Origin of the sequence: Stappia albiluteola (genome assembly GCF_014050225.1) — a bacterium.
GTDB lineage: Bacteria > Pseudomonadota > Alphaproteobacteria > Rhizobiales > Stappiaceae > Hongsoonwoonella > Hongsoonwoonella albiluteola.
Window position 1 is genome coordinate 1 of the sequence record NZ_JACFXV010000035.1, and the last position, 19,954, is coordinate 19,954.

Annotated in this window: 21 protein-coding genes, 1 tRNA gene and 1 pseudogene; 13 read left to right on the forward strand and 10 right to left on the reverse strand. The window is 62.9% G+C overall.

What is annotated here, in order from left to right:
- Nucleotide 1 precedes the first annotated feature (1 nt).
- The 4 genes and pseudogenes from H2509_RS21315 to H2509_RS03160 all read right to left on the reverse strand — a co-directional run bounded on the left by H2509_RS21315 (nucleotide 2) and on the right by H2509_RS03160 (nucleotide 2,922).
- Nucleotides 2-802 (reverse strand): annotated as a pseudogene (locus H2509_RS21315) (IS5 family transposase).
- Between the two features lie 548 nt (nucleotides 803-1,350).
- The gene (rpsI, locus tag H2509_RS03150; protein WP_182162223.1) at nucleotides 1,351-1,827 is read right to left on the reverse strand and encodes a 30S ribosomal protein S9; all 477 of its coding nucleotides are present in this window, start codon (nucleotides 1,825-1,827) and stop codon (nucleotides 1,351-1,353) included.
- Between the two features lie 2 nt (nucleotides 1,828-1,829).
- Nucleotides 1,830-2,294 (reverse strand): 50S ribosomal protein L13, encoded by a 465-nt coding sequence (gene rplM, locus H2509_RS03155; RefSeq protein ID WP_182162225.1) that lies wholly within the window; start codon nucleotides 2,292-2,294, stop codon nucleotides 1,830-1,832.
- 217 nt (nucleotides 2,295-2,511) lie between these two features.
- Nucleotides 2,512-2,922: a PaaI family thioesterase gene (locus H2509_RS03160; protein WP_182162263.1), complete on the reverse strand. Its 411-nt coding sequence runs from the start codon at nucleotides 2,920-2,922 to the stop codon at nucleotides 2,512-2,514.
- 168 nt (nucleotides 2,923-3,090) lie between these two features.
- Here H2509_RS03160 and H2509_RS03165 point away from each other — a divergent pair, with 168 nt between their 5' ends.
- The 3 genes from H2509_RS03165 to H2509_RS03175 are packed head-to-tail and all read left to right on the forward strand — an operon-like array spanning nucleotide 3,091 to nucleotide 5,772.
- Entirely contained in the window at nucleotides 3,091-3,918 is an 828-nt protein-coding gene (locus H2509_RS03165; RefSeq protein WP_182162227.1) for an enoyl-CoA hydratase, read from the forward strand.
- Entirely contained in the window at nucleotides 3,915-4,448 is a 534-nt protein-coding gene (locus H2509_RS03170) for a CoA-binding protein (RefSeq protein WP_182162229.1), read from the forward strand. The genes H2509_RS03165 and H2509_RS03170 overlap by 4 nt, the downstream gene beginning before the upstream one ends.
- A gap of 34 nt (nucleotides 4,449-4,482) precedes the next feature.
- The gene (locus H2509_RS03175; protein ID WP_182162231.1) at nucleotides 4,483-5,772 is read left to right on the forward strand and encodes an O-acetylhomoserine aminocarboxypropyltransferase; all 1,290 of its coding nucleotides are present in this window, start codon (nucleotides 4,483-4,485) and stop codon (nucleotides 5,770-5,772) included.
- Nucleotides 5,773-5,811: 39 nt separating this feature from the next.
- Here the strand turns inward: H2509_RS03175 and H2509_RS03180 are convergent, their stop codons facing one another.
- On the reverse strand, nucleotides 5,812-6,906 hold the full coding sequence (locus H2509_RS03180; protein ID WP_209001770.1) for a COX15/CtaA family protein: 1,095 nt from the start codon (nucleotides 6,904-6,906) through the stop codon (nucleotides 5,812-5,814).
- A 171-nt stretch (nucleotides 6,907-7,077) separates the two neighbouring features.
- On the opposite strand from H2509_RS03180, the gene H2509_RS03185 reads away from it, so the two are divergent.
- Nucleotides 7,078-7,284: a DUF2842 domain-containing protein gene (locus H2509_RS03185; RefSeq protein WP_182162235.1), complete on the forward strand. Its 207-nt coding sequence runs from the start codon at nucleotides 7,078-7,080 to the stop codon at nucleotides 7,282-7,284.
- 9 nt (nucleotides 7,285-7,293) lie between these two features.
- Here the strand turns inward: H2509_RS03185 and H2509_RS03190 are convergent, their stop codons facing one another.
- Entirely contained in the window at nucleotides 7,294-8,403 is a 1,110-nt protein-coding gene (locus H2509_RS03190) for a polysaccharide deacetylase family protein (protein WP_182162237.1), read from the reverse strand.
- 93 nt (nucleotides 8,404-8,496) lie between these two features.
- Here H2509_RS03190 and H2509_RS03195 point away from each other — a divergent pair, with 93 nt between their 5' ends.
- Nucleotides 8,497-9,684: a GNAT family N-acetyltransferase gene (locus tag H2509_RS03195; RefSeq protein WP_182162239.1), complete on the forward strand. Its 1,188-nt coding sequence runs from the start codon at nucleotides 8,497-8,499 to the stop codon at nucleotides 9,682-9,684.
- 5 nt (nucleotides 9,685-9,689) lie between these two features.
- Here H2509_RS03195 and H2509_RS03200 read toward each other — a convergent pair whose 3' ends face one another.
- Entirely contained in the window at nucleotides 9,690-11,894 is a 2,205-nt protein-coding gene (locus tag H2509_RS03200; RefSeq protein WP_182162241.1) for a GumC family protein, read from the reverse strand.
- Between the two features lie 202 nt (nucleotides 11,895-12,096).
- On the opposite strand from H2509_RS03200, the gene H2509_RS03205 reads away from it, so the two are divergent.
- The 5 genes from H2509_RS03205 to H2509_RS03225 all read left to right on the forward strand — a co-directional run bounded on the left by H2509_RS03205 (nucleotide 12,097) and on the right by H2509_RS03225 (nucleotide 17,040).
- The gene (locus H2509_RS03205) at nucleotides 12,097-12,654 is read left to right on the forward strand and encodes a polysaccharide biosynthesis/export family protein (RefSeq protein WP_182162243.1); all 558 of its coding nucleotides are present in this window, start codon (nucleotides 12,097-12,099) and stop codon (nucleotides 12,652-12,654) included.
- A 147-nt stretch (nucleotides 12,655-12,801) separates the two neighbouring features.
- Nucleotides 12,802-14,049: a glycosyltransferase gene (locus H2509_RS03210; RefSeq protein ID WP_182162245.1), complete on the forward strand. Its 1,248-nt coding sequence runs from the start codon at nucleotides 12,802-12,804 to the stop codon at nucleotides 14,047-14,049.
- A gap of 17 nt (nucleotides 14,050-14,066) precedes the next feature.
- On the forward strand, nucleotides 14,067-15,650 hold the full coding sequence (locus tag H2509_RS03215; protein ID WP_182162247.1) for an undecaprenyl-phosphate glucose phosphotransferase: 1,584 nt from the start codon (nucleotides 14,067-14,069) through the stop codon (nucleotides 15,648-15,650).
- A complete protein-coding gene (locus tag H2509_RS03220) occupies nucleotides 15,647-16,939 on the forward strand; it encodes an O-antigen ligase family protein (RefSeq protein ID WP_209001771.1) in 1,293 nt (430 codons plus the stop codon). Before H2509_RS03215 ends, H2509_RS03220 begins: the two co-directional genes overlap by 4 nt.
- Before the next feature lie 24 nt (nucleotides 16,940-16,963).
- Nucleotides 16,964-17,040 (forward strand) — tRNA-Pro (locus tag H2509_RS03225).
- A gap of 490 nt (nucleotides 17,041-17,530) precedes the next feature.
- Here the strand turns inward: H2509_RS03225 and H2509_RS03230 are convergent.
- Together H2509_RS03230 and H2509_RS03235 are read right to left on the reverse strand one after the other, a co-directional pair.
- Nucleotides 17,531-17,914: a hypothetical protein gene (locus H2509_RS03230; protein WP_182162249.1), complete on the reverse strand. Its 384-nt coding sequence runs from the start codon at nucleotides 17,912-17,914 to the stop codon at nucleotides 17,531-17,533.
- 168 nt (nucleotides 17,915-18,082) lie between these two features.
- Nucleotides 18,083-18,607, reverse strand: a complete 525-nt coding sequence (locus H2509_RS03235) for a helix-turn-helix domain-containing protein (protein ID WP_182162251.1) — start codon at nucleotides 18,605-18,607, stop codon at nucleotides 18,083-18,085.
- A gap of 127 nt (nucleotides 18,608-18,734) precedes the next feature.
- Between H2509_RS03235 and H2509_RS03240 the strand changes: the two genes are divergently transcribed.
- From H2509_RS03240 to H2509_RS03250, 3 genes are read left to right on the forward strand one after another with little or no spacing between them, the layout of a single operon-like run.
- A complete protein-coding gene (locus tag H2509_RS03240) occupies nucleotides 18,735-19,034 on the forward strand; it encodes a helix-turn-helix domain-containing protein (RefSeq protein WP_182162253.1) in 300 nt (99 codons plus the stop codon).
- Nucleotides 19,031-19,186, forward strand: coding sequence for a hypothetical protein (locus H2509_RS03245; RefSeq protein WP_182162255.1), 156 nt, complete (start codon nucleotides 19,031-19,033; stop codon nucleotides 19,184-19,186). The genes H2509_RS03240 and H2509_RS03245 overlap by 4 nt, the downstream gene beginning before the upstream one ends.
- On the forward strand, nucleotides 19,183-19,371 hold the full coding sequence (locus tag H2509_RS03250) for a hypothetical protein (protein ID WP_182162257.1): 189 nt from the start codon (nucleotides 19,183-19,185) through the stop codon (nucleotides 19,369-19,371). Before H2509_RS03245 ends, H2509_RS03250 begins: the two co-directional genes overlap by 4 nt.
- On the opposite strand, the gene H2509_RS03255 is transcribed toward H2509_RS03250, so the two are convergent.
- Nucleotides 19,368-19,562 carry a hypothetical protein gene (locus H2509_RS03255; RefSeq protein WP_182162259.1) on the reverse strand — a complete coding sequence of 65 codons (195 nt, stop codon included), beginning with the start codon at nucleotides 19,560-19,562 and terminating at the stop codon, nucleotides 19,368-19,370. The genes H2509_RS03250 and H2509_RS03255 overlap by 4 nt on opposite strands.
- Between the last annotated feature and the right edge of the window lie 392 nt (nucleotides 19,563-19,954).

Below are 19,954 nucleotides of genomic sequence, written 5' to 3' on the forward strand. Positions count from 1 at the left end.
GCTATGGCCAATTGACAAAAGAAGGCAACCAGAGCCTTGCGGCGGCGAGGCATAGGAAGCCGAGGAAGGATCTGGCGGTTTTGTCGTAGCGGGTGGCGATGCGGCGGAGCTGTTTGAGCCGATTGAACATGCGCTCGATGCGGTTGCGGTCCTTGTGGGCGCGATCGTCGCATTTCGCAGGCGCCAGGTGGTTCGACCTGGGCGGGATGACCGGCAGGATACCCTGAGGAAGTAGCGCTTCGCGGATGGTGTCGCCGTCATACCCCTTGTCGGCCAGCATCAGGCGCGGTCCGCCAACCGGCATCTCCAACAGGGACTTGAAGGCGTTGTGGCCGGAAGGCCCCTCCGCCGGTCAGGACGATATCAAGAGGGCGTCCCTGACCGTCTGATCGGGCGTGGATCTTGCTCGCAAAGCCGCCGCGGCTTCGACTAAAGCCCTCCTTATGAGTCCCGTCCTGCGGACTGCGCCGGCTGTCTGCGAATGGCCCCGGACGGATGTGCTATCGACCATGTGCTGCCAATCGTCCGTCAGCCCCATCTCGACAAGCGTTTCCAAAAGAGCATCCCACACGCCTTGTTCCGCCCACCGCCGGAAGCGAACATAGATCGAATTCCATTTGCCGTATCGTTCATGCATGTCGCGCCACGGGCAGCCCACCCGCAACACATGCAGCATGCCGTTGAGATAACGCCGGTTGTCCTGGGCAGGTCGCGCCCACCGTCCGCGCTCGGACGGCAGAAGCGGTTCGATGACGGCACATTCCATGTCCGTAAGATCGCCGCGAAACTCTACTCTGGCCAAGAATGCCTCCTGAAAAGCAGTCTTGAATCAGAACCCGCCTGATTTGGAAATCCCTTTTGTCAACAGGTCCTGGCACTCAGTTTTTCCTCCATCATGACTTTGAGCCCGGTCCTAGTCTGGGGACGGATGGATAGAGCGCAAGCGGGTCAGGCAGCAACGAGTAATCACGCCGGAGCAGGTAAGTGCAGTGCAGAGAGATCTGTGCCGCGAGGGCGGAATTCGTACGAGTCGCGCACGGCGGCGAGCGGCGGGCAAGCCAGTGCCGATCTTGGCAGAAGCAAAAGCGAGCACACGATGGTTGCTGGACTTCATGCCTGACTAGTTCGCTTGTGGATAAGGTTAGCGATTTCCGCGACCAACCTTCTTTAGAGAGGTGGTACGCGAATACCTGGCAGTAACCCTCGATCCACCGACCTCAAAGCATTGGGTTGCCCCGGATCTGTACCTGTAAGACTTATGAAAACCAGCATCCGGAAGGGATAGCGACCGCACAAAGAAAAACGGCCCGCCGATGGCGGGCCGTTCGAACAGGATTGGGATCCTGACGCTTAGCGCTTGGAGAACTGGAAGCTCCGGCGCGCCTTGCGCTTGCCGTACTTCTTGCGTTCCACCACGCGGCTGTCGCGGGTCAGGAAGCCTTCCTTCTTCAGGATGCCGCGCAGTTCCGGCTCGTAATGGGTCAGAGCCTTGGAAATGCCGTGGCGCAGCGCGCCCGCCTGGCCGGAAAGACCGCCGCCCGTCACCGTGGCGATGACGTCGTACTGGCCGTCGCGGTTGGTCAGCAGGATCGGCTGGCGCAGGATCATCTGCAGCACCGGACGGGCGAAGTAGGACGAGTAGTCCTTCTTGTTCACCACGATCTTGCCGGTACCCGGCTTGATCCACACGCGGGCAATCGCGTCCTTGCGCTTGCCGGTAGCGTAGGCACGGCCCTGGGCGTCCAGCTTCTGGACATGCACAGGAGCTTCGCTCTCGCCACCGCGGACGGCGTCACCGAGAGCTTCGAGAGACTGGAGGTCAGCCATGGTCAAGCCACCTTCGCATTCTTGGGATTCTTGGCCTTGAAGTCGACGGTTACCGGCGACTGGGCCTCGTGCGGATGCGTGGAACCGGCATAGATGCGCAGGTTCTTTAGCTGCTTGCGGCTGAGCGGACCACCCGGCATCATGCGCTGGATCGCCTTTTCCAGCACGCGCTCGGGGAAGCGGCCCTCGATGATCGCACGCGCGGTGCGCTCCTTGATGCCGCCGGGATGCCCGGTGTGCCAGTAGTATTTCTTGTTCTCGTACTTGCGGCCGGTGAACACCACCTTGTCCGCATTGATGACGATAACGTTGTCACCGCAGTCGACATGCGGCGTGAAGGTCGGTTTGGTCTTGCCGCGCAGGGTGTTGGCGATGAAGGAGGCGAGACGCCCCACGACAACGCCTTCTGCGTCGATCAGGATCCATTTCTTCTCGACCTCAGCCGGCTTGGCAGAATAGGTCTTCATGTGTCTGATCCATGCTTCGGTCAGGTGAAGGATACGAGCTGGGCACGCGATCCGTGCTCGCGGAGGAAGTCCGCGCCTCATGTCGGACGGGGTATTACCGGTCGCCACCTGCGCCGTCAAGCGTTATTTTTGGGCGACACCAAAAATATGCTATATATTTCAATAAGATAGAAAAACGGTATTTGAATACCACACATTTTCAGGGCGTTTTCGCCCACTATCGCGGCGGAATCGAATAGGTCGCGGTCGCATGGGCCAGCAGTTCGCCGCTTTCTCCCGCGATTCCGCATTCCGTGACCGCCAGCCGCTTGCCGAGCTTCAGAAGCGTGCAGGTGGCGACGAGCCGGCCCTGCTCCGGCTTCCTCAGGAAATTGATGTTGAGATTGGTGGTCACGGCGAGCGCCACGGGTCCGATATGGCCGAGGATCACCACATAGGCGGCAAGATCGGCAAGCTCCATCAGCGTCGGCCCGGAGACGGTGCCGCCCGGCCTAAGGTGCCTTTCGTTGGCGGAGAAATACACCACCGCCCTGCCCGGCTCCACCGAGGCGAATTCGTAGACGCGGCCGCGATCGTGGATTTGCGGAAACTCCCGGTCGAGCAGGTCGGAGATTTCCTCGATCGTCATCACGGGCTGCACGTTCGTTTCCCTCCTTGCTCCTGCCGCTTCGACATCCTTCGTAGCGGCGGAAGGATATCAGCCGCAAGTCGAACCTTCGGCGGCTATCGCCTCCGCCTGCCGGTCCGCTATAAGAGACCTAACGACACGTTCGAAAGCCCGTTTCGAGGAACGCCCATGACCGCGCCGTCTCCCGCCGCCGTAAAGGATACGAAATCCCCGCCGCTCGCCAGCGAACTCCTGTCGGGAGCGCTGATGCTCACCATGCAACGCCCCGAACGCATGAATTCGCTGTCGGAGGAGATGCTGGCCGCCCTGCAGGCGGGTTTCGACGCCGCCGCCCAAAATGCCGAGGTGCGCGTGATCGTCCTGCGGTCGACGGGCAAGGCCTTCTGCGCCGGCCACGACCTGAAGGAAATGACCGCCGCCCGCGCCCATGCCGACCGTGGCCGCGCCTATTATGCCGACGTAATGAACCGCTGTTCGGAACTGATGCAGACGATCGTCCGGCTGCCGAAGCCCGTCATCGCCGTGGTGGAAGGGCTGGCGACGGCCGCCGGCTGCCAGCTCGTCGCCTCCTGCGACCTGGCGATCGCGACCGATACGGCGACCTTCTGCACGCCCGGCGTCAATATCGGCCTGTTCTGCTCGACGCCGATGGTGGCCCTGTCGCGCAATGTCGGGCGCAAGCAGGCGATGGAAATGCTCCTGACCGGCGAGGTAATCGACGCCTCCACCGCCAAGCAGTTCGGCCTGATCAACCGGATCGTGCCGAAGGATTACCTGGAGGTCGTGGTGCGCAAATACGCCGAGACCATCGCCTCCAAGTCGCCGCTGACGCTGAAGATCGGCAAGGAAGCCTTCTACGCCCAGGCCGAAATGCCGCTTGCCGAGGCCTATGCCTATTGCGCCAACGTCATGGTGGAGAACATGCTGGCGCGGGACGCCGAGGAAGGCATCAACGCCTTCCTGCAGAAGCGCAAGCCGGAGTGGAAGGGCGAATGAACCACGACAGCTATCAGGATGCCTATATCCGCGGCATCCTCGACGAGGTGAAGACGATCGCCATGATCGGCGCCAGCGCCAACTCGGTCCGTCCTTCTTATTTCGTGCTGAAATACCTGCTGGCCAAGGGCTACGACGTCATCCCGATCAATCCGGGACAGGCCGGCAAGGAAATCCTCGGCCAGCCGGTTTACGGAAAGCTCGCCGACGTGCCGCGTCCCATCGACATGGTCGATGTCTTCCGCAATTCGGAAGCCGCCGGCGCCGTCGTCGACGAGGCGCTCGCGCTTTCTCCGCTGCCGAAGGTGATCTGGCTGCAGCTCGGCATCCGCAATGACGAGGCCGCCGCCCGTGCCGAGGCCGCCGGCATCAAGGTCGTCATGAACCGCTGCCCGAAGATCGAATACGGAAGGCTTTCCGGCGAGATCGGCTGGACCGGCGTCAATTCCAGGACGATCTCGTCCAAGCGCCCGGTGCTGCAAAAGGGCTTCCAGCATCGCGGGCTGCGCGACCTGAAAGAAAAGATCTAGCCGCTATCGAACCGACGAAACTGGGGGTGACCGCATGACCGACCGTATTCCCGGCTTTTCCACGCTGGCCATTCACGCAGGCGCGCAACCGGACCCCTCCACGGGCGCCCGCGTGACGCCGATCTACCAGACCACGGCCTTCGTCTTTGACGACGTGGATCACGCCGCCTCGCTCTTCGGTCTGCAGGCCTTCGGCAACATCTATACGCGCATCACCAATCCGACGACGGCCGCGCTCGAAGAGCGTGTGGCGGCGCTGGAAGGCGGCACGGCTGCACTGGCCACCGCTTCCGGCCACGCCGCGCAGCTCCTTGCTTTCCACGCGATGATGATGCCCGGCGACAATATCGTTGCGGCCAACAAGCTTTACGGCGGCTCGATCAACCAGCTCAATCATTCCTTCAAGAGCTTCGGCTGGGAAGTCCGCTGGGCCGAGGCCACCGATCCGGACAGCTTCACCGCCCTCATCGACGACCGCACCCGCGCGATTTTCGTCGAAAGCCTCGCCAATCCCGGCGGCGTGCTGGTCGATCTCGACGCGATCGCGGCGATCGCCCGGTCGAAGGGCATTCCCTTCGTCGTCGACAACACCCTTGCCACGCCCTATCTCTGCCGCCCGATCGAGCACGGCGCCGATATCGTGCTGCATTCGCTGACGAAATTCATGGGCGGCCACGGCAATTCCATGGGAGGCGTCATCGTCGACGGCGGCACCTTCGACTGGTCGGCTTCCGGCAACTATCCGATGCTCTCGAAACCCCGGCCTGAATATAACGGCATGGTGCTGCACGAGACCTTCGGCAACTTCGCCTTCGCCATCGCCTGCCGTGTGCTCGGCTTGCGCGACCTCGGGCCTGCCATTTCGCCGATGAATTCCTTCCTCATCATGACCGGCATCGAGACTCTGCCGCTGCGCATGCAGCGCCATTGCGACAATGCGCTGAAGGTCGCGGAGCATCTCAAGAGCCACGACAAGGTGGACTGGGTTTCCTATGCCGGCCTGGAGAGCGATCCCTATTACGGGCTGCATCGCAAATACATGCCGAAGGGCGCCGGTTCCGTCTTCACCTTCGGCGTCAAGGGCGGCTATGACGCCGGCGTGGCGCTTGTCTCCAACGTCCAGCTCTTCTCGCATCTCGCCAATATCGGCGACACGCGTTCATTGATCATTCATCCCGCATCGACCACCCACCGGCAGCTCACCGACGAGCAGAAAACGGCCGCCGGCGCCGGACCCGACGTGGTGCGGCTGTCGATCGGCCTGGAGGATGTCGAGGACCTGATCGCCGACCTCGATCAGGCGCTGGCAACGATCGAAGCGTGAAAACGGACACCAGGATGGGCGGCCCTTGCCGCCCGCCCCTCAGGCCGCCGGCCTCGCACCCGTCCGCACTACCATCTCGACAGCAAGGGCCAGCAGCAGCACCGCGCCCGCCTGATGGCCGAGCGCATAGTCGAGCGGCACGTGCTTCAGCAGCGTTGCAATGCCCAGCATCACTTGCAGGAACACGGCAGCAACGAGCAGCATCGCCGGCATGTGCAGCGTGGAAGACGCACGGTCCCGCAGCACGCGGATCGACAGCCAGACGGTCACGACAACCACCAGATATGCCGCCATCCGGTGCTGGAACTGCACCGTCATCACATTCTCGAAGAAATTCGCCCAGGCCGGGCTCATCGCCATCAGCCCCTTTGGCACGAACTGCCCGTCCATCAGCGGCCAGGTGTTGAAAGTGAGCCCGGCATTGAGGCCGGCGACAAGACCGCCCAGAAAGATCTGGAAAATCACCAGCACGAGCAGAAGCTTCGCGAGCGTTGCGTGCCGGCCCGCCTCACGGATCGTGGTCAGGCCCGGTGCCAGCCGGCGGGCAAGGTGGAAGAGATAGGCGAAGATGACGATCGCCAGGGTGAGGTGCGTCGCCAGCCGGTACTGGCTCACGTCGGTGCGCTCCACCAGGCCGGACGCCACCATCCACCAGCCGACGGCTCCCTGCAGCCCGCCGAGCAGGAAGCCGGCGACGAGACGCGGCTTCAGCCACGGCTCGACCATGCCCCTTGCCCAGAACCACACCATCGGTACGAAGAAGACGACGCCAATCAACCGTCCGAGCAGGCGATGCGACCACTCCCACCAGAAGATGAACTTGAACTCGTCGAGGCTCATCCCGTTGTTGACGATCTTGTATTCCGGAATTTCCCGGTACTTGGCGAATTCCTCCTGCCACTCGGCCTCGCCAAGCGGCGGGATGACGCCGTGAATCGGCTTCCATTCGGTGATCGAGAGACCGGATTCCGTCAGTCGCGTCGCGCCGCCCACCACGACCATCGCGAAGATCATCAGGCAGACGAGATAGAGCCAGCCGCGGATCAGCGCCCGGTTGCGCAACTCGCGGTTCGAAAGCGTCGCCGCATTCTCCGTCGACGGGCGTATCTCCTGTCCGGCAATTCCTGTCGTCATATCGCTTTTCGCGCCCATCGAATGAGAAACCGGCCGTCCGCCGCCTTGATCTTCGTCCGGTTATAGGCCAGTGAGCGCTCTGACAAGAGCTTGACGGTCCTTCGGGCTGCGGCATTTGCCCGCTCGGGACCACGTCATGATACAGGCTTCAACGCAGGAGAGCCGCAAGGGATGCGCCCCAGCTTTCGCAAATTCGTCGGTATGGTCGTGCTGGTGGTCTTCGTCATCACCTACGCCTTCGTCGCCATGGTGATCGGCGACCTGACCCTGCAGCAGGCATCCACTGCGGTACGCTTCCTCTATTTCGCGGTAGCCGGCCTTGCATGGACGATCCCGGCCGGCGCGATCATCTGGTGGATGGAACGCAAGCGCTCCTGAGGCGTTGCGTCAAAGCACCCGGTCGGGATTTGGAACGCGTGCCGAGCCCGGCAGGAAGACCAGCCGCTCCTTGATGCCCCGCACCATGTTGTAGAAGGGAAACGGCGCGCCGGTCAGGAATTGCGAGACGATCGCAGCGTGTTGGAAATAGCCGTTCAGCGAGATTCGCGGCAGCGCCAGCATCTCGTGATGCGCCGCATCCTTCAGCATGCCGGGCCGTGTCGTCAACGCACAGTCGAAGCCGAATTCCTTCAACGTCTCAACGCTGCGCCGGTCGACCGCCGCTTCATATCCGTACGGGTAGGCGAAATGGCGTGGCCTGACGCCCAGTTCGGCTTCCAGGCGCTCCAGCCCCAGCCGTACGTTGTCGCGCATTTCCCCGCGGCTGAGCCGCGCCAGTGCGAAATGATCGTGCGTATGCCCGCCGACCGTTGCCAGCGGATCTTCGCAAAGCCGCCGCAACTCGTCCCAACTCAGGATCAGTTCGTCGGCTAGCTCTTTCAGGTCCAGGCCATGCTGGGTCGCAAGGCGCCGGATCTCCAACCGCTGCGCTGCCTCGCCCGTGTCGCAGGACAGCCAGGATGCCGCACGCGAATAGGCGGAGATTTTCTCGGCAACGCTGCGCGCCGGCAGCCGCTCCATGCGCGCGCCGATCGGGATCTCAATGTGATCGGATCCCGCTACAATCCGCTCCAGCGCCTCCCACCAGATCTCGGAATTGCGGTCGACAAAGCCGGACGCCACGAAAATTGTGAAGGGAACTCCATGTTTCCGGAAGATCGGATAGGCAAATTCCAGATTGTTGCGGTAGCCGTCATCCAGTGTGATCGCCGCAAAGCGCCTTTCACTGCCGCCGTGTTTCAGCCGCCGCACCGCCTCGTCGAGCGATACGAACTCGATACCCGCCGCCCTTACCTGGGCGATCGTCGCTTCAAGGAATTCCGGCGTCACTGTCAGATGGCCGTTCGGCGCAAACGCGCCTGCCTGGCGCGCCGGCTCCACCTTGTGCAGCGTGAAGATCAGCCCCGCCCCTTGCGTAAAAGGCGCAAGCAGCCGCCCCGCGCCCGTGTGCGTGAGGATATGGCAGCTCCCGGCAAGTATGGCGCGTCGAAGATCCATGAAACCGGCAAAACCTTTGCGATTTCGCGATCCTACGCACCGTTTCTTTAGAACTTGTTGCTACACAGGGCGCAAATTGCAGGAGCGGGAAGCATGCCGGCGGCGGCATCTAGGTCAGTCTTGGGGCATGAGGAAACGGCGGCGCATGGCCACGCCGTGCTGCGGCTCGCGCGCATTCCCGCCGAAGCGGAGGCGACCTTCCGCGACCTTGAGAAGAGCGGCGCAGGCGCCCTCTATTCCACATTCGACTGGATGGTGAATTGGCAGCGCGAAGTGGGTGAACCGCAAGGCGTGGAGCCTCTATTCGTCCTCGCGGCGGATGAGAACGGCCCCGTTGCCGCTCTCGCACTCGGCCTCTTTCGGCTCGGCCCGTTGCGGATCTGCCGTTTCCTGGGCCACGGCCTTGGTAACCAGAACAGCGGCCTCTGGCAGCCTGAAGCGCTGACCGAGGCCTTCGCGACCCGCCTCCCTCAAGAACTGACCCGGCTCGTGAAGGATGCCGGCGCCGACATGCTGGATCTGCGCAATATCCCGCCGTCTATTGCCGGCCGCCCGCATCCGCTTCATCGGGTCGCCAGCCGCCCCAGCCATGTCCCGCTTTTCGCCTTCGATCTCCAGGCCGATTTCGACGCTCTCTATGCCGAAAAGCGCAGTTCCGCTGCTCGCAAGAAGCTGCGGACCAAGGAAAAGAGGCTGCGCGATGCAGGTGGTTTCGCCGTTCTGTCTCCCGACGACCCGGCGGATGCCGAGAAACTTCTTCAAGCGCTGTTTCGTCAGCGCGAGGCGCGCTCCAGGCAAAGCGGCGTGCCGAACGCTTTCGCATCACCCGAAGCGCAGGCATTCCTTGGCCGCATGCTCCGGCAGTCGTGTCAGGAAGGCAATGCCCGCTTCATGATCCATGCGCTGGAAGTGGCCGGCGAAATCCGCGCCACCTACCTCGGCGGCATTCATGGCCGACGCTATCATGCCTACACCAATTCGATTGCCGAAGATGACCTCGCCTCTTCGAGCCCCGGCGATATCCTCCTGCTCCATCTCGTACGGGAAATGTGCGGGCGCGGCGTCGAGGTGTTCGATTTCGGCCTCGGAGAAGAGCGCTATAAGACCGCCTGGGCGGAGGCTCTCCCGCTCAGCGATCTCGTTGCGCCCTTGACGCCGAAAGGCCGCCTGGCGTCAATCGCCCTGGACGGCGCCGCGTCTCTGAAGCGCGGCCTTCGCGAAAACAGGGCGCTCTGGCCACTCCTGCGCCGTCTGCGGGCGGCGATGTTGAGACGCGGCTGAGCCTGTCAGGCCGCCATATCGCTGCGCGGGCGCGTTCCGCCTGTCTTGGAACGTGCGGTTTCCACCACCACAGGCGCCCCCGTATGCTCTTCCAGCATCCGCAGCGCCGCATCGAGTTCCGGCCCCGCCGGCGAACCGCCGGTGGCGACGACCACCTTGTCGGCCAGGGCGAGGATCTGCGCGCTGATCAACGAATCGTCGATCAGGCCGAGGTCGAAGAAGACCTGGTCGTAGGTGTGATCGATCGCTTCGATCACCAGCCCGAAACGCCCGCCCATGGTCAACTCGTCATCGATCGCCTTGCGGCCCGATTCGATGACATGAGCCCGCGACGATGCGTCGCGATAAATCACGCCGGCGAAGGATGCCGTCCCGTCCAGCAATTCGGCGAAACCAGGTACAGCCTGTGGATCGTCCATTTCCGGCCGCACCTCCAGGAAGAGCGGCAGAATGCCCTCCTCCGCTGCTTCCCGCACAAGACGGAAGGTCACTTCCTGCGCCACTTCATCGCTGTCGACGCTGAGTACGGCAACTCGACGCGGACGGCCGGCTTCCACCGGCACATCGAGACGTGCCGCCGGCGCCTCCGCCCTCTCTTCCACGGTCGGCGCCTCGTCCTCCTGCGGAGTCGGCTCGGCATCCGCCCCCGGCTCGGGCAGCATGGGCTTGTCGACCGCTACGACCGCATTCTGATCCGCGTCGACCCGGCTCGCCTCTGCCGTTTCGGTGTCTTCGCGTGGTTCCTCTACCCCCACCGCCTCTGACTTCGTCGGCAGGTTCTCTTCCTCATGCGCTTCGTAGCCGGTGCGAACCAGCACGGCGCCGGACAGGAACTGTCGAGCGATCACCCAGGCAGCGCCCAGCAGGAAGGTCGCGAGCGCGACTATCACGCTCATCGGAAGCACTTTCGGCCAATAGGGTTCCAGGGGGACAGCGGCGCGCGAGATCACCCGCGCATCTGCGGCCAGCGTCTCGGCGTTGCGGCGCGTGTCAGCCTCGCGGTAGCGGGTCATCAGCTGTTCCAGCTGCGCCGCCCTGGCATCCGCTTCACGCTGAAGCTGGCTGAGTTTCGCCTGGTCCTCCGCCGAACGGGCCGCCTGCAACTTCAGTTCGTTCAAGTTCTCCGTCATTGCCGCCACACGGCTCGCGGCAATCTTGGCATCGTTTTCCAGCCCCACCATGATCTTGCGCGCTTCCTCGCGGATCTGGCGATCGAAATCGGCAAGCTGCGACTGCAGTGCCTTGAGCTGGGGATGGTTGGCCAGCAGCGTCGTGGAAAGTTCCGCGATGCGCGCCTGCAAGGCCACCTGCCTTTCGCGCAGACGCTGGATCAGCGGCGAATTCAGCACGTCGCTCGCCGTCTCCAGCGAGCCGCCGGACGTCAGCAACTCGCGGATCAGCCGTGCCTTGGCCTCGGCCTCGGACTGATCCGCCCTGGCGTCGGAAAGCTGGCTGTTCAGTTCGCCAAGCTGCTGCTGGTTGAGGGTCTGGTTATCGGCACCGACCAGCAATCCGGTCTCGGCGCGGAAAGATTCGGCGCGCCTTTGCGCCGCATTCACGTCCTCCTCCAGCCGCTTGATCTGCGGCTCCAGCGCGGCGGCGGCGAATTCCGTGTTCTGCCGCTTCGCGGCGGATTGCAGCGCGATATATTCCTCGACAATCGTATTGGCGACCGTGGCAGCCCGTTCCGGATCTGTGGAGCTGAACTCCACCGCGATTACGCGGGAGCCTTCGACGCGATAAACTTTCAGGTTCTTGTAGAAGACCTTCAGCACACGCTCTTCCGGGCTGACATAGGCCGGGTCGCGCATCAGCCCGAACATCACCATCAGGGCCGAAATCGGCCCGCCCCCCTCGCCCGCCTCGAATTCCGGGATAGACGCCAGATCGAGCCGCTTGGCAACGCGGCGCGCAAGATCGCGCGAGGTAAGAAGCTGCACCTGGCTCGCCACGCCTTCCGTGTCGAGCAGCGCCCGTTCCTCTTCCTGCCCGCGATTATCGCCGGGATAGACCGCTTCCGAGCCCTCGATCAGGATTTTCGTTTCGCCGCGATACTTGGAGGGCGTGAGCTGGAGCACGAGCATGGCGGCGAGGCCGGCGGCAAGCGTCAACGGCAACAGCCACCTGAGGGAGGCGCGCAGCGCACCGAAGAGCGCGGCGAGATCAAGATCCACGCGCTCGTCGACAGGGGACCGGGTTGGCTGCGTCATGCCGTCTACTCCAGACTGGTTCCCTTCAAGAATTGCCGTTTATAGTAAGCGGACGGTTAATGACGGCGCTTTCCAGCTAAAAAGCCGAGGAATTACGTAGGTATCCGCCGCTATCTGCCTGCCTGTCGGCAAAAGCAGCCTGATTCACGCGGTGTTAACCACGATGCCCGAAATACTGGACGCATTCGTTCAGGAGTAGAGCATGGTTACCCGCGCACTAATCGCCATCGGCCTGGCGTTTCTCGTCAGCGCCTGCAGCGGCTACCGCCAGCCGCCGACGGCGTTCCATGACATCCTGACCCAGCCCTACCGCCTGGATACGAGCGACCAGCTCCGCGTCATCGTCTTCGGCCAGACGGACCTTTCCAACACCTACACGATCGACCAGGCGGGCTATATTTCGATGCCGCTTGTGGGGGCCGTTCCCGCGCGCGGAATGACCCAGCAGGAACTCGCCAAGGAAATCGAAAAGCGCTTGCGAAACGGATACTTGCGCGACCCGGACGTCTCGGTCGAGGTCGATACTTATCGCCCGATCTTCGTCCTGGGCGAAGTCACCAGCGCCGGCCAGTACCCCTATGTCGCCGGAATGACGGCGCAGAACGCGGTGGCCACTGCCGGCGGCTTCACCGCCCGCGCCACCCAATCCTCGATCGACATCACCCGTCAGATCAATGGCGAAATCATCAGCGGCCGCGTACCGATCACCGACCCGATCCGTCCCGGCGATACGATCTATGTGCGCGAGCGGTTCTTCTGACCCCTGATCGCGGCTCGCTTAACCGTGGGTTCCCAGAGACTTCCGCCGGTTAACCGGAGACTCACCGCTTCCTGTTAGGAAAGACGAGGCAGCAGCGGCCGCAAGAATGCCGCCTGCCGTAACCGTCTTCAGACAGGGAGACACGCGATGACATCCGCGCCCTTGCGCATCGTGCATATCGTTCGCGCGCCGATCGGGGGCATCTTCCGCCACATCTGCGACCTTGCGCTCGCCCAGACGCGAGCCGGTCACAGCGTGGGTATCGTCTGCGATTCCAATTCCGGCGGCCCCTTCGAGGATCGGATGATCGCGCGCACCGCGCCGCTTCTCGAGCTCGGCATCGCCCGCTTTCCGATGCATCGCAGCGTCAAGCTGAGCGACGCGATGGCGACGCTCGCGCTCTACCGCCATATCCGCGCCCTGCAGCCGGACGTGCTGCACGGCCACGGCGCCAAAGGCGGCGTGTTTGCGCGTGTCATCGGCACCTTGCTGCGATCGTCGGGAAGCAAGGTCACCCGTATCTACTGCCCCCATGGCGGCAGCCTGCACTACGATCCGCGCAAGCTGGAAGGCCGCATCTATTTCGCCCTGGAGCGCCTGCAGCAACGCATGACGGACGCGCTCGTCTTCGTCTCCGACTACGAATACGCCGCCTTCGAAACCAAGGTCGCCAAACCGACGATGCCAGCGCGCGTGGTCTATAACGGCCTGGCTCCGGAGGAATTCCAGCGCATCCGCCCCGCGCCCGACGCTGCGGATTTCCTTTTCGTCGGCATGCTGAGGGACCTCAAGGGACCGGACATCCTCATAGAGGCTCTGCGGCGTCTGAAGGTGCTGCACGGCATTCGCCCCACCGCGCTGATCGTTGGCGAAGGCGATGACCGTCCGCGCTACGAGCGCATGGTTGCCGATTACGGCCTTGCCGACCGCGTCCGCTTTGCGGGTGCCGTGCCCGCGCGCGAGGCCTTTGCCCGCGGCCGCTGCGTCGTCGTTCCCTCTCGAGCCGAGGCCATGCCCTACATCGTGCTGGAAACCGTGGCGGCCGAAATTCCGCTCATCGCCACTCGCGTTGGCGGGGTGCCGGAAATTTTCGGCCCCTATGCCGACCGCCTCATCAATCCTGCCGATCCGAATGCGCTGGCGGACGCAATGGCATCCGCATATCGCGCGCCGGAAGACATGCAGCACTTCGCGCGCAAGCTTCGTCACTGCCTGACCGAGACCTTCAATGTCGAACTCATGAGCGACCGCATCACCTCGCTCTACCAGACCGTGCGCGGCGAAGGCGAGCGGGAGCGGCTGGCGGGCATCGGCTCGACGTCCGTACCGCACATCGAACCGGGCAACATGGCCGTACAGGCAAATCGTCGATCCTCCTCCGGGCGTTGGGAATGACTGGGAAGAGACCGTTCATGCACGACGACGATCTCACGACGCGCCCGCACCGGCACTTTCACCTGCCATCGGACAGTGGGCTGAACACGGCGGAAGCCGCTGCCCGGCCCCTGCCCGGCACCGGCCGTCAGGCGACTGCCGAAACCGAAGCCGGCCTGTCGCCCCTGGCCCTCGAAATCGCGCAGAGCCTTCAGACAAAAACGATTTCTCCGCGCGTCCTCGTCGGTTCCGCCCGTCTTATCGATCTGGCAATCATCGTCCTGATCGGCGCGGCAACGCTTTCGACTTCGATTGTCGGCGCGACGGTAGCGCCATGGATGCCGATCAGTGCCCTTCTCGTCGCCCTGATCCTCGCTGCCGCAATCTTCCAGGCGGCCGATTGCTATCAGATCCCGGTCATGCGCACAGCGTTGCCGCAAGCCGGTCGCATCGTCACCGCGTGGTCGCTGGTGGCCGGCGTCATCCTCGTCGCCGGCGACTATCTCATGCTACCGCACCTGCCGGAATCCTGGCTTGGCCTGTGGTACGGCCTGACGCTCGCGACGCTCTTGATCTTCCGCGCTGTCCTGTCGCTCTTCGTCCAGCATTGGACCCGCTCGGGCCGGCTGGAACGGCGCGCGATCATCGTCGGCGGCGGAGAAACGGCCGCCGACCTGATCCACGAGATCGAGGCCCAGCCTGACAACGACATCCGCATTTGCGGCATTTTCGACGACCGCGGCAACGATCGCTCGCCCGCCAACGTCGCGGGCTATCCGAAGCTCGGCACCGTGGCGGACCTCGTGCAGTTCGGTCGCATCGCGCGGATCGACATGCTGATCGTCACGATCCCGATGCGCGCCGAAAAGCGCCTCGTCGAATTCCTGCAGAAGCTGTGGGTGCTGCCCGTCGATATCCGCCTGTCCGCCCATACGGACAAGATGCGCTTCCGCGAGCGCGCCTCCTCCTTCATCGGCACCGTGCCCTTCGTCGACGTCATCGACCGGCCCGTCGCCGACTGGGATGCGATTTCCAAGCGCGCCTTCGATCTGATTGCCGCAAGCCTGCTCGTCGTCCCGCTCGCGCCGGTGATGCTTGCCGTCGCCGCCGCGATCCGCCTCGAAAGCAAGGGCCCCGCCCTTTTCCGCCAGAAGCGTTACGGCTTCAACAACGAGGTGATCGAAGTCCTGAAGTTCCGCTCCATGTATCACGACTTGGCGGATCCGGCCGCGCGCAAGGCGGTAACGAAGGACGATCCGCGCGTCACCCGCGTCGGGCGTTTCATCCGCAAGGCATCGCTCGACGAACTGCCGCAGCTCTTCAACGTGCTGAAAGGCGATCTCTCCCTTGTCGGCCCGCGCCCGCATGCGGTCAACGCCCATACCGACGAGCGCCTGTGGGAGCAGGTCGTCGACGGGTATTTCGCCCGCCACAAGGTCCGTCCGGGCGTGACCGGCTGGGCGCAGATCAACGGCTGGCGCGGCGAGGTCGATACGCCCGAGAAGATCCAGAAGCGTGTCGAATACGACATCTACTACATCGAGAACTGGTCGATATTCTTCGACATTCTCATCCTGCTGAAGACGCCCTTTGCGCTCTTCAACACGGAGAATGCCTATTGAGCGCGGGGGCGAGCCCGGGCCGCGCCGTCGCTTTCCGCTCTTCGGCGCGGATCGATACGGCTCGCCTTGCCAACGCGGCGCTCTGGATTGCAGTGTTTCTCGGCGGCTTCGTCATCCGCGAGCCGGCTCCCTACGAGCTCTACATGATCGCCCTCGTTTCGGTCTGGGCGCTGTTCGGGCTTACGTTGAAGCCCGCCTTCGGGCCGATGATCGTCTGCTACCTGATCTACATGGCCGGCGGCCTCGTGGCGGTGTCCGTGGCGAGCGACCTGGGGGCCGCCGCCATGTATATGGCCGTCAGCGGTTTTCTCGTCGTAACCGCGATCTTCTATGCCGCGGTAATCGCCGAGACGCCTCAGCGCCTGACGGTCATCCGCAGCGCCTATGTCGCCAGCGCGACGATCGTCGCGCTGATCGGCATCCTCGGCTATTTCGGCGCCATCCCCGGCGCCAGCCTCTTCACGCTCTACGACCGCGCCAAGGGGACGTTCCAGGATCCGAACGTCTTCGGCCCGTTCCTGGTCCTGCCGACCGCCTTCCTCTTTCACGACATACTCAACCGGCCGCTGTCGAAGAACTTTCTTTCCATCGCGCTCGCCCTGCTGCTGTGCTTCGGCATCTTCCTGAGCTTCTCGCGCGCCGCCTGGGGCCTCCTGGCCTTCACCGGCCTGGGGCTCTACGCGATCGCCTTCATCAACGGACGGTCCCCCGCCCGCCGAGCGCGGCTCGTCGGCCTCGCCCTTCTCGGCGTCTTGCTGCTCGCGCTCATGTTCGCGGCCGCGCTTTCCTCCGAAACGATCGCCGCGATGTTCGAGGAGCGGGCAAAACTCGTGCAGACCTATGACGGTTCGCGCCTCGGTCGCTTCGCGCGGCACGCCATCGGCTTCCAGATGGTGATGGAACGCCCCCTCGGGCTCGGCCCGCTGGAATTCCGCAACTACTTCCCCGAGGACGAACACAATTCCTACCTCAAAGCCTTCACCAGCTACGGCTGGCTTGGCGGCGTGGCCTATTTCGTCCTCGTTTGCTGGACGCTCAAGCGCCTGTTTCCCCTGGTCTTCCAGCCTCGCCCCTGGGCCGCTTTCAGCCAATGCGTCTTCATCGTGCTGTTCGGGCATGCAATCATTGCCGTGGTCATCGATACCGACCACTGGCGGCACATGTATCTGCTGATCGGCCTTGCCTGGGGACTGATCGCGGCGGAGCAACGGGAGCGCACCAGGCTCAATCGGGGGAAGTTTGTCCACCGCGTCACAAGCAGGCTTGCGAAGCCCGCACGAAGCGGTTAGGTAGAAGCCGTCCTGCGGGACATTCGGGCAGTAGCGCAGCCTGGTAGCGCACTTGACTGGGGGTCAAGGGGTCGTCGGTTCAAATCCGGCCTGCCCGACCATATTTTTCAAAGACTTACCCCCATCGCAGTAAAGTTTACCTTTGCTCATATGCACCGGCGCACCACGACGGGCGCTGCGGTCTCGCAGCTTTGTAACGCGCAAGAACAGATGGCAATCCGGGGACATCCGGGGACAGCCGGAGACGCCGCGCCATAGAGCGGAATTCGGTGGGGATATCAAAGGCTTCCGTGGGGAGCAGCGGGGCGACGCGGGAAAGCGGCCGCGCAAGACCAAATGGCAATGAAATCCAGAAAACCGATCCGGCCGGCTCGCGCCAATGCGCCAAGCCATTGAAAAACAACGAAACGGCAATTCGAAAGTGGGGCGGAAAATCGGCGATTGAGCGCCGCCGCCCCACTTCGCGAAAATGGCGGAAAACCGCGCCATTGCGGCTGAAGTCGGATTTTCACGAGGCTCGAAAGTGGGGCGTTTCAAATCAGGCCTGGAAGCACTCTTAATGGTCGTTTTCGGCCCTATCGGACAGGCGCGTTATAACTTGATGCCGTTCTCCGCGCAGAGGCTCAGGATGACGGCTGGGTCGGCGTCTGTGTCGCCAATGAAAACTGCAACAAAACGACCATTGATAAGCAGCCCGATAAATGGCTTGTCGCCGGTATAGCCTCCGTAGCTGTTCTTCGCGTTAACCCATCCGCAGGCAGAAACGGCTCCCTCACCGTTGGCGGCGGCAAGGATTTCACCAAAGCGGGCTGACTCTGGGTCTTTCAGAATATCACGAACGCCCTCATGGATAGCGGAGACCTGCACTTCTGAGAGTGCATACGATTGATGCACTTCCTGCGCTGCAGGCGAGACAGGAGATTGTAATCCGCTGACGATGAGGCCGGAAATTAGAAGAAAATTGTTCAGCTTCATATTGTCCTCTTCGCTCAATTAAGGCCGGTTTAAACGTCTATTTAGAAATCCGTTAACCGCCGCAAACAAACAGTGCCAATGCTGCCTGCGGGTGCAGTGTATTCCCGTTGCAATCGATGGCAACCGCGTGCGTAATGACGCTGGAAACCAGAATGCCGACCTGCACTATCAGGAAGCCGAGTGTTTACCGGAACCTGGCTCTGCGGCAGCGGCGGCCAGCCGCTTCCTGAGCAGGTGGCGCAGCTGCGGCAAGGCAGCCTCGATCTCCTCCTGGTCGGACGGATCGGCCAGACGCTCCATCAGCTCATTGTAAAGTTCTGCCGCCTCGACCGAGACCTTTTCCGGCGGCAGCTTGATATTCGCCTCGCGATGAACGGCAGTAACGACACGCGCACATTTCTCCAGGAGCGCGGCATCGAACGATTTTCCAGCCGACCTGGCGGGATCGGCGAACATCTTTCCTTCCCCGGTTGCCAGCCAATTGACTGTGACGCCAGTCGCCCGAGCGACGTCGACGATGAATGAAAGCTTCACCTCAAACTTGCCGCTAATTTGATCGCCAAGAGTTCGGCGCGGCATGCCGACAATCTTGGCAAGCGCGTTTAGGCCACCAACAGCCTTCGCCGCTTCTTTCACTCGTTCTCCAACAGTTTTCATCGCGCACAAGCGAGCACGCCAACGGTATAGCGACATGTCGCTTGACCTATGGCGATAAATCGCTATACCTATTTGTACGGCCCGATCAAACGGGCCGGAAACACACCAGCAGGACCAACAAAAAGCGGATGCGCCAACATCCGCTTCAGTCAGGAGTAGCGTTATGGAGAACCGGAAGCCGAAGTGGGACCGGCATTCGATCCTCGCGGAATTCCGCCGCAGGGGTGTGCGGATGTCCGACTTCGCGGCCGAGCATGGCCGCAACCCAAAATCATTCGGAACCATCTGGACCAAGTACAACCGCATCAACGAGAAGCTGATCGCGGACTTCCTTGGCGATCCCGTCGAAGTGGTCTTTCCGGACCGTTATCCCATTCGCGCCACTCGCATCTTTGATAGCAGGCGCGACGACAAGAAGTCGAGTGAGAAAGCTGCCGCCACCCGTGACAGGGTGGCGGCATGAAACGGCCGCTTCTGTCAACAATGCGGTCGGTGCTTGACAGGCCGCTCGTCCAGGACATCGCGGCTTTCGTCGCGCTGTCGCTGGGTGTCGCCGCGATCCTCGCCTGGGCCTGGATCGCCACGCTGATGGCAGTGGCCTGGAGGCTGGCATGAGCCTCCAGGAGATCATTGCGATTGCCGGCGGTGCGGCCCTGGGCGGTTTTCTCGGGCTGCTGACAGGTCTTTGGATCGTCCGCCGAAATCCGGCCTTCAGCCAAGCAGCGAAGACGAAATCGTCTTGCCCCATTTGCACGGGGCGCGAGGGAACCGTCGTGCACGTGCCGATGAGGCGCCGCTAATGCGTGGCCTGGTCGCCCTTGACGATATCGGACCAGACGTCGGCGAGCGCATTGAAGGCGAGTTGCACCTGGTCTCGAACGACTGTGTCGAGGTTCATGGAGTTGAGTTGCTGGCCCGCACGTACGTTCGCCTCGACCAGCCCGACAGCAAGTGTGAACAGCTTTTCTGCATCCATTTCGATCGTCTCCATGTGTGTCTCCCACGTGGGGATGAGAGGCGCCGGCCCGCGGTTCGGCGCGGGCCGGCGCCGTCAAACCTACCCCGGTTTCTCCGGCTGCATCAGGCCGGGATTTACCGCCGAAATTTCCTATCCGCTGCCCGTTCACTCCCCGCGTCGGCAGCGGACCGGCGCGCCTGCCGCTTGTTCCTCCCGGCGGCGGGCGCGCGAAGCTTCCAACACCTTTCCCAGGCAGGCCTTTGAATGAACCCGCAGGACTATCAACAGATCCCCGTGAAGCTGATCGACGTGCCGGGCGGCCGGCGCAAGGTCGATCCGGACTGGGTTGCCGCGCTCGCCGAGGATATCGGCCGGCAGGGATTGCGGGTGGCGATCCAGCTCGTTGAGGCGGGAGGCCGCTACCG